Here is a 16,127-nt window from a genome sequence, read left to right as displayed (position 1 = left end):
GTGGAGGTGACAGTCACCTCTCCAAGGCTTCGCCTTGGGGAGGTCGAATCGAGCCCAAGCGAGATTCGGGAGGGGTCCGAGCGAAGCCTAATACGACGGATCCCGAATACTAATCAGCCGAATGGCTCGCGCTTCCCCGCCTTCAACGCTCAGGTAGAGATAGCGTTTGCTATGTCCGTCTGTAAACTCGAATAACGCCGACTCTTCCAGTGCTACATCGTTGGAAATTTTCCAGGACTCGTCTTGAATCTTCGCTCGGACCTTCGTTCGGATCGATTCCAACATCTCCTGGGATGTCAGTTCGGAGGACTTTATGCGAAGTCGACCAAGCAAGTGATGCGGGCCAACGATGCCAACGTACCCGCTTGGCTCGAGTTCGATTGAAGGGTCCTCATCGATTAGCCACTGGCGAAACTCACCGTCGGAGATAGCAAAGTGCTTTAGAGGCGGATCTTGATCTGGCCAAACAGCGCGCACATAGGGAATGACCAGCGCGACCACCAACGTGCCCAACACCATTTGCCGCAACGTCCATCGCATGACAGACTCCCCCTTCGACAGGTCCATGGACACTGAATCCACCGGGGGTGCGAATAAGAGTACGCCACCACATCCGAGTTCAGCCAGCCGAATGGTAGACGAGATTGCCAGGCGATGCCACCACAGGTAACTATGCCTGACACGTCAGAAGTGAGGGCGGTGGGACTCGAACCCACGACCAACGGATTAAAAGTCCGTTGCTCTACCGACTGAGCTACGCCCTCGTCACCTGAGTTGTGCCTAAATATAACTTGGATCGGATTTCGGTGAACCCCTGTTCGCCGATTCCCTCCGGGTTCTGTACCGCAAGAAAGATTGGCCATTCACAACTAGTAATGAAATGCCCTGGAAAAACGCGAGCAGAGCTGGGCTGAAAACTGGGGCACAGACAAACTGGGGCCAGGCACCCTAGGCACCCCCTGTCGCTATTGCTCAACGGCGCTGGCGCTGATCAACAGTTCCGTGGGCGATACACGCTTGGAACTGCAATAGAAAATCGCGTTGGAGTTAACGGGCTTGAGCGTCTGCTTGGCCGTCTCGAGATGCAAAGCCGCATGCACGAAGAAGAAACTATCCAGGTTGCGGAAAAAGCCGTTGTTCAAAACGCGTGAAATAGCCACATGAATATCGCGGTCAGCTTTAATACGTGGGTCCCATTTAATGTTGACCGTCAAGGACGTACAGCGTGGATCGAAGTGCCATTGGGCTTGCACCGGATACACCACTCCTGGCGAAAATTCGCATTGAGCACGATCGGTGCCTTTACGTTTATTGCCCCGAGCTTGATAGGCTTCGTAGATCATTAGCTGAGCTTGTTCAGCCGGCGTTCGCTGCTTGAGTGCCAATAATCGCTGGTGCTCAGGTTCGGGTGTAACCAGCGACCCCTTTGGGCCGTGCGTGCCAACGGGCATGCGTGGCACCGGTCGCGGACCGCAACCTACCACCAGCGCCATCAACAATAGAAGTCCAATTCTCTGTGCCATCGTGTCCCAGACGAATTCGTGCGGGCAGAAACTAAGTCCTCAATCGTTTCCTAAAGACCTACCCATCCATCTTATACCAGAATTAGGAAAGGTGAACCCAAAAAGAAAAGAGGCCACCAACCACCGATAACCACTTACGCCCGAGTAAAGCGATCACAAATGATTGGTGACCCAAGTGCGCTCAGGCCGAAACCACACCGTTGCCGACATGGCCCCTCATCGGCTGTCGCGCTGGGAGAATTCTCTATCACCTAGGACCGAATTGCTATAAGTGAATCACGGTTTTTTGCCTTTTTTTAAAAAAATCTCTTTCGGTTTGGCAATCTATTCCGTCTTTCGTCCTCGCGTGCACAAACACGCTAAACTTGGATCCCGCTGCTATGGCTTTCATACTCCAACGCCCGTACTTAACCACCCTCCCAACCGCGTACAAACCCCCACTTAGTCAAGTCCCACCGGCTTGATGCTTGTATTCAGGAAACCGTCAGATTGGATGATTCGACTAAGACATTTGAAATTATTTCGGACCCGGAAATGCTCGGGGATATAAGCGAGGCCGCCTTCGAAGCCCTTCAGTGGCTCGGACTGAGCGACAAGCGACCCTCACCAGGTCAGTGCGTCGCCGCAGTGGACATTTATGTAGCCAACGTCCTCGAGAACCAATTGCCAGGCGAGCCCGACGATGAATTGGAGGAGCAAGCTTTTGTGCTCGGGTGCCTCTGGGGAACGCAACTAGTCAACGCTCTGTCCTGGGCCTGGGTCAAAGTCAAGTTCGATCATTCAACCTTCGTCATCGGCGTCGCCTCACCCCAGCAAAGCTTGATCATCTACCCATTCCTGTATCTCCTAGAATGCCTTGAGGGCGAACGACCACTGACGATCTATCGCTCCTTTCAAGTGCTCTCCGAGCCCAACCGCGTCCCCGATCTACCCGCCGGTAGCCTCGAAAACGTCATGGACCACATCGAGTAACTCTTCGTAGCCGATCTCTTCGTAGCTGATCTCGCCAGAGATTGGATGATTCCAACGTCACGCCTCCAAAGTCTGGCGACTTCGGCTACGGGAACTTCTTCGTAGCCGATCTCGCCAGAGATTGGATGATCTCCACGTCACGCCTCCAAAGCCTGGCGACTTCGGCTACGGGAACTTCTTCGTAGCCGATCTCGCCAGAGATTGGATGATCTCCACGTAACGCATCCAAAGTCTGGCGACTTCGGCTACGGGAACTTCTTCGTAGCCGATCTCGCCAGAGATTGGATGATCTCCACGTAACGCCTCCAAAGTCTGGCGACTTCGGCTACGGGAACTTCTTCGTAGCTGATCTCGCCAGAGATTGGATGATTCCAACGTCACGCATCCAAAGTCTGGCGACTTCGGCTACGGGACTTCTTCGTAGCTGATCTCACCAGAGATTGGATGATTCCAACGTAACGCCTCCAAAGTCTGGCGACTTCGGCTACGGGGAGGGACTCTGAGGGTTGTAACAATTGTGCTAACCCAAGCAAGCGCATCACAGGCAATTCGCCAAGCTGCAAGCGAGCGTCTTGAATAGCTACAAGCTACATCATCATGTCGCGGTGCGCGCCGCCCATTTCTGTGCACCGCCAGCCTTCCTGAACAATGTCGCGACTCATGATGCTGACTGTCGATCTACTCACCCATGCTGAATCGCTCAACTCCATCTTGTGTCAGTGGGATCGACTTCGCTGCCCTTCGCCTATGCAGACACCCTTGTGGATGCTAAACGCCTGGCAAGCGTTTCGCAAGCCAACTGATCAACTCAACGTTCTAACGTTTCGCAATCAAGCCAACCAACTCGTGGGTTTGGCCCCTTGGTATCGCCAGGACGGCTTCGCCTCCGGTACGACCTTGAGATTTCTGGCCGATGGTTCGATATGCAGCGACTTTCAAACAGTCTTGTATCATCCAGAATTTGCTACCGAAGTCCGCTCAAGCTTGATCGAGTGGCTCGTTGGCGGACAACAAAAGTGGGATCAACTGGAACTGGAAGGTTGTTGCGAAGCAGACGCTTGGATGAACGCATTTCACCAAGAGATGGCTGCCCGCGATCACGTGACCCACTGGAAACAAACGCTCAATACCTGGCGCATCGACTTGAGTCGCGGCTGGGATAGTGTCAAAGATAATTTTTCTAGCACACAACGCGCCCAGCTGCGCAACTTCATTAATCGCTTCGAAAAGGGCAGTTATCATTTTCAGCTGGCATCGCAGCATGCGGGCAACATCGATTACTTTATTGATGAACTAATTCGCTTGCATCAATTGCGTTGGCAAACGGCCGGCGAGCCTGGTTGCTTTTCCACTAGCAACTTCAAACAGTTCTTCTGTCATGCGATGCGGGACATGATCATCGATGGCTCGGCGGACATTGCCTTGCTGGAACGCGATGGCCGTGGGTTAGCTGCCAACGCATGGCTGGTTCGCGACAATATCGGCTTTGGATATCAATGCGGACGCGATCCCGCCGAAGACGCTCACAAGGTGGGACGAATCCTGCAAGCGGTCTCGCTGCGGCACCACATCGAACAAGGCTTGTCTGCTTTCGATTACCTGCGCGGCGACGAAAAATACAAAGCCGACTTGCGAGCCCAGCCGACGCCCTGCGGTCGGTTGCGCGTCGTGGCCAAAGCTCGCTTGCCCGAACTGCGACATACCCTGTGGGCAACTTGTCGCGAAGTCAAAACGCTCTTTACTTCTGGACCGAAAACTTAAAGACCGTCGAGCTTACGTACTGCTTACCCGGTTCCAGCAGCGTTGTCGGAAAGCTCGATTGATTTGGGCTATCGGGATAGTGTTGTGTCTCCAAGCAGAATCCGCCTCGCTGCACGTACGACTTGCCAGCCTTGCCCTTGAGCCGTCCGTCTAAGAAGTTGCCACAGTAGAACTGAATGCCCGGCTCGGTTGTCGTGATCTCCATTACGCGGCCCGACTTGGGTTCCACCACCCGCGCCGCTAACTGCAACGACTTGTCACCCGCCCCGCGCTTGATCACAAAGTTATGGTCAAAGCCCGCGCCAAACTTTAATTGCTCGTTGTCTTGATCAATATCGCGACCGATCGTTTTGGCAGTCGTGAAGTCAAATGGTGTGCCTTTGACGGGCGCAATCTCACCGGTAGGAATCGAGCCCGCGTCCACCGGCGTATAGCTTTCCGCGTTCAGCATCAGCTCATGATCCAGGATCGTACCTTCACCTTCTCCTTTAAGATTGAAGTAGGTGTGCTGAGTCAGGTTGACGACCGTCGCTTTGTCTGTTGTGGCCAGATAGTCGACCTTTAGTTCGTTCTTGTTATTAAGCGAATAGGTGACGGTGACATTCAAGTTACCTGGATATCCTTCTTCCATATCTTTGGATAGGTACGTCAGCACTACCGACTGACCATCGTTGCTCGCCTGCGGCTTCATGTTCCAAACGACTTTGTCAAAGCCGATGATACCGCCATGCAAGTGGTTTTCGCCGTTGTTCGTAGCTAGCGTGTAAGACTCGTTACCAATGCTGAACTTACCCTTGGCGATGCGATTTCCGTAGCGACCCACGATCGCACCAAAGTACGGCTTGTTTACCGCGTTGATATAGTCTTCCACCCGGTTGTAACCCAGGGCCACGTCCGCCATTTTCCCTTGCCGGTCCGGAACCACGATAGACGTCACCGTGGCCCCAAAGTTGGTCACCTTGACCACCATCCCTTGCGAATTCTTGAGAGTGGCCAATTGAATCGAGTCAAAGTCTTCAAAGGTCTGTGCACCAGCCGCTTGGCTGAACAGCATCAGACCAATCACTGACCAAAGCAAAGAAAACAATCGCATGCTGAAAGCTCCATGGGGTAATCAAAAACAGGGTAGAAGTTGGAGCCACATTCTACCACCACCGAGCGTGCGTCACCTCTCCAAGGCTTCGCCTTGGGGAGGTCGAATCGAGCCGTAACGAGATTCGGGAGGGGTCTGGGCAGTGGAGGTGGTTAGTATTGTAGGAGTCTTACCTAGCACCGTGCCCCCTCCCGCAGACTTCGGCTGAACGCCTCGTCTGCGACCTCCCCCGCTGCGCGGTGGAGGTGACAGTCACCTCTCCAAGTCTTCGCCTTGGGGAGGTCGAATCGAGGCTCTGCGAGATTCGGGAGGGGTCTGGACAGTGGAGGTGGTTAGTACCGCAGGAGTCTTACCTAGCGCCGTGCCCCCTCCCACAGACTTCGGCTGAACGCCTCGTCTGCGACCTCCCCCGCTTCGCGGTGGAGGTGACAGTCACCTCTCCAAGGCTTCGCCTTGGGGAGGTCGAATCGAGGCTCTGCGAGATTCGGGAGGGGCGACTCCCGCGAGCAAAACCTAGAGTTCTTGAAAAACTTGCTCGACGCGAGCCACAATCGCTTGTTCGATTTTACTGCGGTACGCGCGAGCCGAACTGGGGATGCGGCCGACCAAGGCTATGCGATCGGTCAGCACGGTTGCATGCCAGTTGATGTGGTAACCGTAAGCGGCGAAGCTGATGTCCAGCTCGTTGCCGTTCCAGCTGCTTTCCACGCAGTGAACCTGGTCGCGATATCGGTCTTGCAACGAATCGACCATTTGATGAAGCCGATTGAGCGCGGCGAGGTCTCCCAACTTGTGAGAGACGCTGGTCTCAATTTCAACCATTGCCGTTACCTCCATGTAAGCGGTCAGGTGAGTCTGCAAAACCGATGTCTTCAACTATTAATTCGTATGCCAGTAGCGGCCGGCATTAGAAGTTGTAGTTCTTATTACCGCGATCGAAATCCAAGTCGGTCAAGCCGACATTGATTTGGATCTTCTGGTAGGTGTACTCTTCCAGCAATTCTCGTTCACCACCTGACACTTTAGGCCAGCTGTAAGCGGCGTAGCGTACAGGAACTTGCAACTCGTCGTCGATGAAAATTTCGGCGACATGGAAGTCGAAGTAAGCGCGGGGATTGGGATGCGTCACCGTCAACATGGTGCACTGACGACCACCCACTTTGGCACCGCGGCGGAATTGCACATCACATTCATCTTGATGTCGATCGCGTTCGCCCTTTTCGATCAGCTTCAGCACCAGGTTCTCGATGCCCAGATCGGTGATTGGATAGCGTTGGCCCTTCATAGCCAGCATTCCATTGGGATCCAGTTCCATCGTCGGCAGGAACTTGCCGCGGAATCCGCCTTCATGAGCCACAATATTATTGCTATTGCGATTTTCGACGTAGATGACTTCGCGGCCTTTAACAGCTGCGGGGGCCAGGAAGCCTAGGTAAACACTGAACGGTTGTTTGATTTGGCCGTCGACAATCTTGCGATTGCGCACTTTGGCAGCCATGTATTCGTATTCGCCCAAATCGTTGCCGATGCGCTCGCGCTTGACCATGATCGCCGTGTAGTCCACGATGTTCTCGCGAATGTGTTTCAAGCTATCGCGAGCGATTTGCAGAGCGGGATCCAGCGGATGTGGCTGGCTGGGATCGACGCGGCCCACATCATTCTTGGATATGCGAAAGACAGGTTCGGTCGTGCCTGGTTGTTGAGCCAGAGCTTGTCGGCCGAAGAGAAGGGCGCCACTGGTCAGGGCGGCAGTTGTAACAAAGCGACGGCGATTGAATGTCATCGGAAGGCCCCTCCTTGGGTGCCGCTAGTATTTAGTCCTGCTGAAGTTCGCTAGCACAGATTCACGCACATGCTTCCTGAATCCATCTTAACAGCAGGCGCCCATGTACTTGCGACAGTTAGTAGCATCGACCAAACCCGGCGCGATACCCAATCCTTTTTACTGTACTTATGCCAGCGACCACTCTTGCTAGCGCGTTGGTAGCGGAATTGCCGGCGCGAGCGAGGGTAGCAACATTGCGTGACTCTAGCCAGAGCGTTTGTGACGCCAAAATCGTAAGCGACATTTTGGCGTAGCCCGATGGCTGATTTACTCGCTTGTGAGGCTGATCTCTAGCGGCTTCATTCCCGCTTTTATATCACCGGTAAGGTTCGACGTATTGGGATTGGAATAACGCGGCGGCACGCTACCCACTAGCTGGGCTTTCGCCTTTTGTTTGGCAAGTTCACTGTCGGTCGGCGAAACCATTTGTTCATCCGATTTGGCGGTTGCCCGGGCTGCTCCGAAGTCCAGTTTGCTAACCGATATCTTGGTCTTACCCGGCGTCACGCGGGCGGTGAATCTGCCATCGTTGCCGGAGACCGAGCTGGACAGAGAAGCCCCATTTTCGCTGACGAAACCGATGGTGGCTTGAGCCAGCGGTTGGCCTTCGATCGTGACGATACCCGCTACCGAAACTTTGCCATCACCGGCTCCACAACCCAGCTTCAATGCAATCAGAATGATGAGCCCAAGTGTGGTCAGGGCTGAGGGACGTTTAGGGCCAGTTACTGAGAGGTTGTCCATCCGCTTTGGCTCCTAAACGTTGATACGTTATCATATCGATAGACTGAGTCAGAAAGTGAACGGAGCCGTCGCCCAGGACCACCTGCACTCCGCCTGGATGCAGACTTTTAAAGCCCGCTTCGGAGTTCCAGGTGCAACGGGCAGCGCAGCCATCTTTGCCTTTGGCCATCGCTGTTGCTTGATCGGGTTCGCAGCTATCGAAGTTGATGGGTACCTGTGTAAAGATGCCAATCTTGTTCGAATGGCTCCAACCCAGTCTCACGTGCGCCGAGCAATCGGCTCGAACTTCACCTACAAAGATCGTATTGGACAACCCATCAGTGATATCAGCCAGTCTGCCGATATAGCCGGCCCCATTGGCATTTCCATCGGGTCCTTTTACGTTGCTGGGCATACCCCGTCGCGTGTAGGGGCCAGCGGGATTATTGACACTGGTACCGCTTAACGAAAAAGTGTCAAAGGTCGGCACCAGCGCGCAGGGACAGCTCGGATTGTTACTGATGGTCGCGGTCGGCCCAAAACTGGGATGATAGTTGGCAGGTGAAATTTGCCCCACGCCGGATCCAATGATCTGATTGTTGTCGCTGGGGCATACATAAGTAGTGGTGCGCCAGCCTCGCAAGCGCATACCTTGGTTGACCTCTGGTGGAAAGCGGCAGTCGTCCATAGGCCAGGCCATATCGAACTGGTTGTAGACGGATGAGTGTTCGATGTACGGCAAGATGGTGAACAGTAAAGATTGACGATCGTTGGCTAGACCTGAATAGCGACCACCAGGTCCCACATCATTGAGATGAGTGCCGCCATGAAACGTCCCGCCCGGTCCGATATAGCGGTTGGCCAGCTCATAGTTATGGATGGCCAGGCCGATTTGTTTGAGATTGTTCGAACAGCTCATTCGCCGCGCGGCTTCACGAGCCGCTTGGACAGCTGGTAGGAGCAGCCCGATTAGAATCGCGATGATGGCGATGACCACCAAGAGTTCGACCAAGGTAAAGCCAGACTTGGACTTCATAATCATGAACACGTTTTTTGAAGAAGAAGTAGAAGACGGAGTAACATCCGACTGTAGCGAACAAGCCCACCTCTGCTTCGAACGCATAATCGCTCATCACGGCCGCCGCTTGGGTCATTAGCCCGCCAAGAAACCCACAGCCGCACCTCGAGCCCATTATTCTGGAAGCGTGGCTCTTGGGGAAGAGAGCCAGACCAGATTTCCCTCAACTCTTCCCCGGTCCTTAATACACTCCCGGGCGCCCATTCTTGACTGGCCGCGCGGCCGCGTTAAATTCAAGTTAAGCACAAACCGGGGTGTAGCTCAGCCTGGCTAGAGCGCTACGTTCGGGACGTAGAGGCCGTGGGTTCGAATCCCGCCACCCCGATTTGGTCTTTGGCCCTGTAGGGGCCAAAGACCAAATAGAGAGTAGATGGGAGAAAGTAGAAAGTAGAAAAGACCAGATTGGAGAATTGGCAATTCATAAGCCAACGACCGATCCAGTTCGTAAGCCCACTTTCTCCCATCTACTCGGTCTACTTTCTACTCACTACTCTCTCGTTTTGGAGTAGTCCATGACCTTTGCCTTCGAAAAGCTCCTCGTCTACCAAAAGTCCGTCGATTTTGCAGATGCGGTCTGCATTTCCACGGAACAGTTTCAACGAGGTTACGGATTCCTCGTTGACCAACTCAATCGCGCTGCGCTCTCAATCTCGTCAAACATCGCTTAAGGAAACGGTCGCTTTACCAAAGCCGACCGCAGAAACTTCTTCGGCATCGCACGCGGCTCGGTCCAAGAATGTATACCACAACTCGAACTGGCCAAACGGAGAGGTTTGATTGACGAAGCTAAGCACTCTGAGCTCAAGTCTCAGCTCGAAGAAATCTCTCGCATGCTATCCGGCTTGATCAACGGTCTAGAAAAACGAGAAGCCTAGTTTTTCTGCACTTACCTGTTTACTCAAAGGACTTACACTGGCGTCCGGACCATGGTCTTTGTTCGGCGTCCGTGACACCGCCCATTGGCTACACACTTGTCGCATCGATGTAATCATGGGTTGACTGCGTCGGCTTCTGGCTGGTTATTCTGGCCCAAGTACATACACCCAGGACCGCCACGAGAAAGACTGCATGGAGTGTGTACTTGAAAAATGGGTCCATTCCTTCGGGACTCGATGCCAGGAAGCCCATTAGTGTTTGAGCTGTTAATGCTCCACAGGCAAGACCTGTTGTCTGAGGTAAGCCCCACGTAGGAGAGCGGGCAAACCATATCACACTAGCCGATACCGTCGAGATCACTGCACACATCCAAGCAGTTCCAGCCCAATTCGGCGATGCGAACGCACCAGCGACGAGGCCGAGCAGCCCCACAATAAAGGTTTCCATCCAGCCCGGAGTCCAGCTTCGGAAACGCGGTGTAAGCGGTCGGCCAAATGGACTAAAGGCGATCAGCACCAGCCCCGCTGCGACTCCGGTGACGGAGGCCAATTGGGCGTTAGTAGGGATAAATCCATATCTCTCGCGCCCATCCAGATGTACGAGCCACGCGACAACGCAGAACAGCATGACAAGCAGCAGAATACTCCACCACCGAAGAAGCGGTTGACCGCGCAATTCAGGAGCCAAGCCATCCAGAAGCGCTAGCGGCGTACCGATGCTCATTACAATGTGTCCGAGGACCCAAAGCATCATAGGATATACACTCCATCCGAGAGCGGGTATCAGTGTCGGGAGCCTCAAATCACTCCAGTAGGCAATGTCGCTACGTTGTTCGCCCCACATTGCGAGATCGATAACGCCGGGCATGAGAATGCCGAATGCCCCGGCCAAGAGTAGAATACCAACCCAGCCTCGCCCCGTCCGAACTGCAGCTTCGCGAATGAGCAACGCCGCCCCACCGTAAAGTGGCGCGAAGAAAATCAGTAAAAGCGGAAGCGAAACCGCATCGAACGACATGTAGGCCTGCAAGAATTCGGCACAAATTGGTGAACCGAGCAAGACTCCGGTGATGGAAAGGATTCTTCGCTTTTGCAACGACGCTCCGATTTGCCGCCACACATAAACCGTTCCCAAGATCAGTGCAATCAGCAACCCAATCAGCTGAATCCAACGTCCGACAGCGATTCCATAACCACGGTGACCGGCGAGAACGCTTAGCCCGTCGTTCGTGAGAATCCCGGTAGCGATGTACAACGCGATAACAGCTGCGACCAGAGGTGGCCAATGCCTTCGCACAACGGCCACTACACACGCGACCATCGGTAGTAAAAGGATTCCCGGCGGGATGACTGTGCGAAACTCAAAACCCGACGCCCAGACGATGCCAATGCCAAGCGAAGCGGTGAGGAGACCAGCGACGATGGTCCACTTCGATGGCGTGCATGATCCCATGTCTACGTCCTCTGCTGAATAGCCGCAAGGTTGGCCTCACCACGCCCGCGCAATTCGACAATCAGCCCTCCGACCACTGTGGCTCCCAGCTGCCATAGGGCTAAGATCACGGTAGTCGGTAGCAAATACAATGGGGTATTTGAAACGAAGACAGGCCACTGATGTGTTGGGGGTGCATCAGACATTCATGAATTTCCAGTGCGCACTAAGAAGCTTAACACCTGCTCAGTTAGGGCTCGATGAAAACTGGTCCTAGGCGCGCAGTTGCAACGTAAGTTCCTAGAAGCGTGGTATTGGGTCTGCGGTCAGTGTCAGCGCTGGCGTGGTTGCAGCGTTTTCGAGATAGGGGGCGGACTAGATCGCATTTCTCACGCAAAGGCGCGAAGGCGCAAAGATGCTTGTGTTAACTTCTTTGCGCCTTAGCGCCTTTGCGTGAGGCTGTCTTTTGTCTTTTGAAAGTCGGGGCATCGTTTCGGCAAGCGGAAACAAGCATACAGGTCTGCATAAATGTCCGCATGAAATCGGTAGTCGCCAAAACTTAGTTGCGGCTTCGATTGCATACCGGCTATACTCCAAACTGAATTGCTGGGTGCCAAAAACAGCGGGAACCAAGCAATCGATTCGCCATCTCTGAGTAAAGGCGCTTTGGCAATTTTCATTCGAACTCATTCCACATTTCGATCTCAACGTCCAGCCAACTGCTTTGGCTACTAGTCACTTCGAACCCCAGGCGAGCATGTGTCATTTAAATAAGTTCTCCCAGCAACAGCAGTTTTTGACCAACGTCGTCTAAGGGAAAGTAGACCTCGCGTGGCTTTTTAGCTTCTAGGCCGTCTTCGCGGCGCAGCAACGCCCAGCAGTCTACCAGGTACCGGGTTTTTCCCAGATGTACGCGAAATTCAATCGCTCCAACCAGTTCATCGGTGACAAATCCAAATATGGCTTCCTTCGCCGGAAAAACATTCTTCGCACTATCGAGCACTCGATCTGCCAATCCACGGTCTATTCCTGGCCACGCCGCATGTAAATATGTGTCTCGGAGCCAGGCGATGGATGGCAATGATTCACAACCATTCAACCTCCATTTGAACTCACCGAGAAAATGCAATAGTCGTCTTTTTCCAAGCGAGTACTTCGAGATAAAAAACGGCTCCCCTGTGGTCTTAATGTAATTCGCAGACTTTGCGGCCGTAAAAACGAAGTTGTAATCATAGACCAAGCTCTCACCCAGCTCTTCGTAAGGACAGACAGATGGTAATCCTAAAAGCTGCGTTAGGTCCCAGTGGATTTTCGAGCCGTCGTTGCTACAAAATCCTTCGCCTGGAAGGTCCTCTCTAGTGAACAACGTTTTAAAAACTAAGTCTGAAAGAAACGACCTTTCGCACCTTGCAAACGTCAATCCCTCTAAGCTGTCGATCGTGATCATGTTTTCGGCTTTATCACCTCGCACGTACACGACTGACCCCAACGAAGTTACTGCGAATCCCGAATATGGCCCAGACGAATGCTAGAGGTCCCTCAAAACGATATTACTTCGAGGGTCAGGATACGAGTATGGTGGCCAAGGTTCTCGAACGTGTCAACCAAATCTGCATGAGCAGTGAGAAGCCGTTGTACATGGCAATCCAGCCACGTCCGATTGCGAACTTTTCACCCGACGCAGTTGTGCTTACAAGCCACCGTTTGATGATCGTCAGGCAGAAGGTACTTGGGCGAATGACCTTCGCAGACTTTCCCTAACGCGAAGTCAAAGACGTTCACGTTCAAGAGAACATGACGTCTGCGACAATCTCGTTTGCGTCATTGCAGGGATTCAAGCACTCGGTTGACTGGCTACCCAAGGATCAGGCACGCAAGGTGTATCGGATATAGTTGATTTTATTATCTGAAAAGACCTTCCATCTGGAGAAGTCGATTTTGGTCACCTAACTGGTGCCGTTCCGCCCGAGGACATTCCGAAGATGGCCGTTAGCTTAATTGCTTGCGCACCGATTCAAATCAAGAGTCGCGTATGTTGTGGTTCAATCCACACACGTTATGCCCTACCTGCTCACCGCGATCTCGGCGAAAACCAACTTGTGTTCGATTAGGGCATTCACAGATCCAGAAAACGCGCTATCTTGGCTACTGGGTGAGTTGCAATAGGAACGACGCCGATTACGAAGAAAGCCCACGGCGAGAGCTTATGGGATAATGCTGCGCCGTGGGCTACCTGAGGCTCAATAGTGCGGATTCGATTAAGACCCTTCGCGTTTCGAGCACTATCTTTATCGACAGAAAGCACCGATCAGGTTCTGCAAAAGTTACTATTTTCGCGAGCCGCTTTACGCCTGCTTTTTCGTTTGTATCCAGACTTCTCTACCTGCCAGTTTAACTAGTCTGCGTAGCTGCTCCTCGGTTCGCATAGGTGAATATAAATAGGCGTAATTCACTTCTTAGATGTCTCCATCCAAGCGAAAAAATGCGATCTGTTGACCATCATTGCCATGACTTCGCACGATGCTGGGGCTCTCAGGACGCGAGACGAGGCTGTCTTGGGCTGAGAATTAAGTTGGCCTTTTTTGAAGTTTGAGACGTTTTCGCTGCGAATAAACTGCTGGTATCACAAGGCCAAGAAGTGCCAGCGATGACGGTTCAGGTACTGCGGCAATATTGAAGGATCCTTCAATAAACAAGCCGCTGATAGGATTACCGTTAATTGTGGCTCCGCCAGCGAAGGATATCTGCATTAGACCTGAGGAGAACAAAGAGGATATGGATGTAGGCAGCGCATCTCCTGGCATTGCTAATCCTGTAGGATCTGCGATGCCTATCGTCGCAGTTGAACCACCGGACCAAAGTGCCGGAAGCGAGTTGTTCCCCGACTGAACTGCGAGGAGGTCGGTGTTGTTGGACAACGTCGAAACCGTGTTGTTGAACGTTTGTGAAATCAATCCAGCATTCGACTGGAAGGTCAATCCGTCTATTGTTATCGAAACGGAATTATTTGCTCCAGCGGCAATAATGTAGGTCCCAGTTGCAGGATTGCCCGGAATCAAATCGGCTCCAGCAGAAGCGGTATCGTAGCTAAAGCTTGCAGTAAAAGTGTCGCCCAGATTGATTTGACCAGCGTTTGGAATCGGTGTACCGTTCTGGCCATTCTGATTGACAGTGGTGATAACCCCCTGGGCGTTGAAGACCACAATTGCAGCATTCGCAGACGGCAAACAAGTGATCAGTGTCGTAATTGCGAACAAACTTCGAAAAATCATGGCATGTATGCTCCTTGAAAAGGGGGTTCAAAAGGAGTCTAGTTGGCGTCCTTTTTGAATTCAAGTTTTGGTGCATGCTTTTGTAGGATGCATCCGAGCCGTGTCAAACTCCCGAGATTTCAGATGATTGATCGGCCGAGAGCGAACACATGACAACTTCTAGAACCATCTCGAAAGATAGGTACTGACTGTCTGAAATGTTCGGGCGAGAATCTGGCTCCTTTTTGCCGTGGTGAGAACACCATTCGCGAAAAGTTCTGATTTGAGACGCTTTGACTTTCAGCTGTCTTGTTCAAATCGCATACACAACTTCGTGGCACAAACTTTGCGTTTTAACTTGCAGCCCTTCTAGGCACTGTCCGTCAAATCGGTGGACCTTAGATAGCAGGCAAGTTCAAAAATAGGTGAAAAGATGCGTAAGTTAGTATTGCGAAGGCTTCTCGCGGTCGGGTGTATTGTCCTGTTTTCACAGGAACTTTTAGCTCAAGCGCCCCGTCAACCAGGTCGCCAAGAGCGGCGTGATGAGCGGCAAGAGACCAGGCAAGATGTCCGACGTAACAATCGCACGCCATACTTTAGTGAGCAGACATGGTCCCAACTTGACCCTTGGGTGACTCAAAATCGAGTTCAAGCTGGAGTAAGCCGAGCCGCTAACGCCGCACAGCGAGCGGCAAATGCAGCTACCAATGCAACAAATCGGGCTGCAGTCGCAGCGAACGCATCGGCCAACGCGCGATACGGCTACACAACTGCCCAGCCTAACACCCAACGCAGCTGGTTCTACGACTACTACACTTACAGTCCAACCTACTATTCTCCGCCTACGTCTGGATCAACCTACTACAGTACCGCATCGCGATATTACGATCTTGACGATGACGGTTTTTATGATTCACTGACGGTCTATCGCGATGAAGATCAAAGCGGCGCATATCAGGCTTATGATCAGCTGGATTTCAGCACGCCGGAAAACGTGGCAGCGACCAACGACCAGCTAAGCGATTCGCACCGCCATACGATAAAGGGTAAGGTTGAAGCAACTAAATTGGCGAAGGTAAACGGTTCAGAAAACCTGATTGCAAAGCTTCAAACAACTGACACGGATGCCCCGGAAACGATCGTTGATCTTGGTCCATCCGACCATTGGAAAGGAAAGGTCGAGATAAGCGAAGGCGATGCACTCACCGCAACTGGACCACTCGAAAAGGTAGGCGAGAAACGCATTCTGATCGCTGAGAGCGTTTCTATTGGACAGGAAAAGGAAGTTGTCATTACGCGCAGTGGTCCAAAACTCACTGGCCAAGTTGTGGACATTAGTCAAGCTGAAGTCAAAGGTGTGGAACATGTCCTGGCGATCATTCAAGTCGGCGAGGATCGCAGAATCATCGATCTAGGACCCGCTGACAAACTGAAGGTCAAGATTGAGCCCGAGACGAAGATTGTTGTTAGTGGCGTTCCTGTACGATTTCAAGACTACAACGTAGTTTTGGCTGATCACATCGATATCGACGGAAAGTCGATCGCGATCGAACGCTGGTAATAGATCACTCAATTTTTTTCTGCTCTCGCGAAG

General features: G+C 52.7%; 14 protein-coding genes, 2 tRNA genes and 1 pseudogene. 5 read left to right on the top strand and 12 right to left on the bottom strand.

Annotation, left to right across the window (positions count from 1 at the left end):
- Nucleotides 1-87 precede the first annotated feature (87 nt).
- The 3 genes from SH573x_RS12555 to SH573x_RS12545 all read right to left on the bottom strand — a co-directional run bounded on the left by SH573x_RS12555 (nucleotide 88) and on the right by SH573x_RS12545 (nucleotide 1,523).
- The gene (locus SH573x_RS12555) at nucleotides 88-540 is read right to left on the bottom strand and encodes a hypothetical protein (protein WP_479355502.1); all 453 of its coding nucleotides are present in this window, start codon (nucleotides 538-540) and stop codon (nucleotides 88-90) included.
- 151 nt (nucleotides 541-691) lie between these two features.
- Nucleotides 692-764 (bottom strand) — tRNA-Lys (locus SH573x_RS12550).
- A gap of 201 nt (nucleotides 765-965) precedes the next feature.
- Nucleotides 966-1,523: a hypothetical protein gene (locus SH573x_RS12545; protein WP_479355500.1), complete on the bottom strand. Its 558-nt coding sequence runs from the start codon at nucleotides 1,521-1,523 to the stop codon at nucleotides 966-968.
- 489 nt (nucleotides 1,524-2,012) lie between these two features.
- Here SH573x_RS12545 and SH573x_RS12540 point away from each other — a divergent pair, with 489 nt between their 5' ends.
- Both SH573x_RS12540 and SH573x_RS12535 read left to right on the top strand, forming a co-directional pair.
- On the top strand, nucleotides 2,013-2,495 hold the full coding sequence (locus tag SH573x_RS12540; RefSeq protein WP_479355499.1) for a hypothetical protein: 483 nt from the start codon (nucleotides 2,013-2,015) through the stop codon (nucleotides 2,493-2,495).
- Nucleotides 2,496-3,143: 648 nt separating this feature from the next.
- A complete protein-coding gene (locus SH573x_RS12535) occupies nucleotides 3,144-4,256 on the top strand; it encodes a GNAT family N-acetyltransferase (protein ID WP_479355497.1) in 1,113 nt (370 codons plus the stop codon).
- Here the strand turns inward: SH573x_RS12535 and SH573x_RS12530 are convergent.
- From SH573x_RS12530 to SH573x_RS12510, 5 genes are all read right to left on the bottom strand, one after another.
- A complete protein-coding gene (locus SH573x_RS12530) occupies nucleotides 4,234-5,349 on the bottom strand; it encodes an aldose epimerase family protein (RefSeq protein ID WP_479355495.1) in 1,116 nt (371 codons plus the stop codon). The genes SH573x_RS12535 and SH573x_RS12530 overlap by 23 nt on opposite strands.
- A 513-nt stretch (nucleotides 5,350-5,862) precedes the next feature.
- Nucleotides 5,863-6,171, bottom strand: a complete 309-nt coding sequence (locus tag SH573x_RS12525; protein WP_479355494.1) for a polyhydroxyalkanoic acid system family protein — start codon at nucleotides 6,169-6,171, stop codon at nucleotides 5,863-5,865.
- Between the two features lie 85 nt (nucleotides 6,172-6,256).
- On the bottom strand, nucleotides 6,257-7,132 hold the full coding sequence (locus SH573x_RS12520) for a DUF1571 domain-containing protein (RefSeq protein WP_479355492.1): 876 nt from the start codon (nucleotides 7,130-7,132) through the stop codon (nucleotides 6,257-6,259).
- A 309-nt stretch (nucleotides 7,133-7,441) separates the two neighbouring features.
- Nucleotides 7,442-7,918, bottom strand: a complete 477-nt coding sequence (locus SH573x_RS12515; RefSeq protein ID WP_479355490.1) for a carboxypeptidase-like regulatory domain-containing protein — start codon at nucleotides 7,916-7,918, stop codon at nucleotides 7,442-7,444.
- On the bottom strand, nucleotides 7,890-8,939 hold the full coding sequence (locus SH573x_RS12510) for a DUF1559 domain-containing protein (RefSeq protein WP_479355488.1): 1,050 nt from the start codon (nucleotides 8,937-8,939) through the stop codon (nucleotides 7,890-7,892). The genes SH573x_RS12515 and SH573x_RS12510 overlap by 29 nt, the downstream gene beginning before the upstream one ends.
- Nucleotides 8,940-9,225: 286 nt before the next feature.
- On the opposite strand from SH573x_RS12510, the gene SH573x_RS12505 reads away from it, so the two are divergent.
- Together SH573x_RS12505 and SH573x_RS12500 are read left to right on the top strand one after the other, a co-directional pair.
- Nucleotides 9,226-9,300: transfer RNA gene (locus tag SH573x_RS12505), tRNA-Pro, on the top strand.
- A gap of 187 nt (nucleotides 9,301-9,487) precedes the next feature.
- Nucleotides 9,488-9,850: pseudogene (locus SH573x_RS12500) on the top strand (four helix bundle protein).
- Nucleotides 9,851-9,938: 88 nt separating this feature from the next.
- Here SH573x_RS12500 and SH573x_RS12495 read toward each other — a convergent pair.
- From SH573x_RS12495 to SH573x_RS12480, 4 genes are all read right to left on the bottom strand, one after another.
- Nucleotides 9,939-11,303 carry a hypothetical protein gene (locus SH573x_RS12495; protein ID WP_479355486.1) on the bottom strand — a complete coding sequence of 455 codons (1,365 nt, stop codon included), beginning with the start codon at nucleotides 11,301-11,303 and terminating at the stop codon, nucleotides 9,939-9,941.
- Nucleotides 11,304-11,722: 419 nt separating this feature from the next.
- Entirely contained in the window at nucleotides 11,723-11,962 is a 240-nt protein-coding gene (locus tag SH573x_RS12490) for a hypothetical protein (protein WP_479355484.1), read from the bottom strand.
- Between the two features lie 86 nt (nucleotides 11,963-12,048).
- On the bottom strand, nucleotides 12,049-12,729 hold the full coding sequence (locus tag SH573x_RS12485; protein WP_479355482.1) for a hypothetical protein: 681 nt from the start codon (nucleotides 12,727-12,729) through the stop codon (nucleotides 12,049-12,051).
- A gap of 1,120 nt (nucleotides 12,730-13,849) precedes the next feature.
- Complete coding sequence (locus SH573x_RS12480) at nucleotides 13,850-14,554, bottom strand: PEP-CTERM sorting domain-containing protein (RefSeq protein ID WP_479355480.1); 705 nt, start codon at nucleotides 14,552-14,554, stop codon at nucleotides 13,850-13,852.
- 412 nt (nucleotides 14,555-14,966) lie between these two features.
- Between SH573x_RS12480 and SH573x_RS12475 the strand changes: the two genes are divergently transcribed.
- On the top strand, nucleotides 14,967-16,094 hold the full coding sequence (locus SH573x_RS12475; RefSeq protein WP_479355478.1) for a hypothetical protein: 1,128 nt from the start codon (nucleotides 14,967-14,969) through the stop codon (nucleotides 16,092-16,094).
- The last annotated feature ends 33 nt before the right edge of the window (nucleotides 16,095-16,127 follow it).

The sequence above is a fragment of the Rania fehmarnensis genome, assembly GCF_056494185.1.
The sequence above is the reverse complement of the archived record's forward strand: the minus strand, read 5'-3'. Positions and strand labels throughout refer to the sequence as shown.

Coding starts and splice junctions, on each gene's coding strand:
- SH573x_RS12555 (WP_479355502.1), bottom strand. CDS start 540: ATGCGATGGACGTTGCGGCAAATGGTGTTGGGCACGTTGGTGGTCGCG.
- SH573x_RS12545 (WP_479355500.1), bottom strand. CDS start 1,523: ATGGCACAGAGAATTGGACTTCTATTGTTGATGGCGCTGGTGGTAGGT.
- SH573x_RS12535 (WP_479355497.1), top strand. CDS start 3,144: ATGTCGCGACTCATGATGCTGACTGTCGATCTACTCACCCATGCTGAA.
- SH573x_RS12530 (WP_479355495.1), bottom strand. CDS start 5,349: ATGCGATTGTTTTCTTTGCTTTGGTCAGTGATTGGTCTGATGCTGTTC.
- SH573x_RS12525 (WP_479355494.1), bottom strand. CDS start 6,171: ATGGTTGAAATTGAGACCAGCGTCTCTCACAAGTTGGGAGACCTCGCC.
- SH573x_RS12520 (WP_479355492.1), bottom strand. CDS start 7,132: ATGACATTCAATCGCCGTCGCTTTGTTACAACTGCCGCCCTGACCAGT.
- SH573x_RS12515 (WP_479355490.1), bottom strand. CDS start 7,918: ATGGACAACCTCTCAGTAACTGGCCCTAAACGTCCCTCAGCCCTGACC.
- SH573x_RS12510 (WP_479355488.1), bottom strand. CDS start 8,939: ATGATTATGAAGTCCAAGTCTGGCTTTACCTTGGTCGAACTCTTGGTG.
- SH573x_RS12495 (WP_479355486.1), bottom strand. CDS start 11,303: ATGGGATCATGCACGCCATCGAAGTGGACCATCGTCGCTGGTCTCCTC.
- SH573x_RS12490 (WP_479355484.1), bottom strand. CDS start 11,962: ATGAAAATTGCCAAAGCGCCTTTACTCAGAGATGGCGAATCGATTGCT.
- SH573x_RS12485 (WP_479355482.1), bottom strand. CDS start 12,729: ATGATCACGATCGACAGCTTAGAGGGATTGACGTTTGCAAGGTGCGAA.
- SH573x_RS12480 (WP_479355480.1), bottom strand. CDS start 14,554: ATGATTTTTCGAAGTTTGTTCGCAATTACGACACTGATCACTTGTTTG.
- SH573x_RS12475 (WP_479355478.1), top strand. CDS start 14,967: ATGCGTAAGTTAGTATTGCGAAGGCTTCTCGCGGTCGGGTGTATTGTC.